The sequence below is a fragment of the Oleiphilus sp. HI0132 genome, assembly GCF_001635845.1.
Genome location: NZ_LWGJ01001830.1, coordinates 1 through 800, shown reverse-complemented (window position 1 = coordinate 800; position 800 = coordinate 1). Strand labels below are relative to the sequence as shown.

At 45.7% G+C, this 800-nt stretch carries 2 protein-coding genes; both read right to left on the bottom strand.

Annotation, left to right across the window (positions count from 1 at the left end):
- On the bottom strand, window positions 1-490 hold a 490-nt coding region (locus A3766_RS27655), incomplete at its 3' end, for a heme A synthase (RefSeq protein ID WP_197479800.1).
- A 54-nt stretch (window positions 491-544) separates the two neighbouring features.
- The coding region (locus tag A3766_RS31725) for a hypothetical protein (RefSeq protein ID WP_197479799.1) at window positions 545-800 on the bottom strand (256 nt) is incomplete at its 5' end.

Below are 800 nucleotides of genomic sequence, written 5' to 3'. Positions count from 1 at the left end.
TAGCAGGTTTTTGTTGTCGATCACTTAGCATCGCCCAGCAAAGCAGGGCTAAAGTTAACATTCCCCCAAGCAAGTGAAGCGTAACAATTGCGGGTTTTAGTAGCATGGTGACGGTCCACATCCCTAGTGCGCCTTGAAAGCAGACGACTACGAGTAGAATTAGGGGAAGCGTGAGTTGCTGACCTTGTTCTTTTCTGCGCTTAATNGCAATAGCTGCCATTGCCAGGATTAATAAGCCCAAAGTGCTGGCAAAGTAACGATGAATCATTTCCTTCCAGGCTTTGTCGGCTTCAAATGGGCGTTCCGGGTAGGCTTCGTTGGCAGCTTGAATGTCATTGCTATCACTTGGGGCAATGAGCGTGCCATAACATCCCGGCCAGTCTGGACAGCCCAATCCGGCATCAGACAGACGAACGTATGCGCCCAGCACTATCACAAATAAAGCCAGCGCACAGGCGGCCAGGCTGATTCTGAAAAAGAGTTTGTTCATGTCGTCTCTATTATTTTTATTGAGGGGTATTGATCATGAATAAAGATGTTTTTATTACAGCTTGGGTTTATTAACCTTTAAAAGCCTTTCTAAGTCTTCCATTAAATGCTTTGGCTCCACGCCCTCAGGGTAATACATCATTAGATTGTTATAGGGGTCGACCATGAAAATACTATTTTCGACCTGAGCATGTGTTTGAGAAAATGTGTTGATCAGCACTTTGGCATCAAGGCTGTCCGAGCTCACTGTTGCTAACTGAGGAAAGGCTTGTGTAAGGTCTACTTTAAAGGGTGCTAATGCTTCGGGAGTT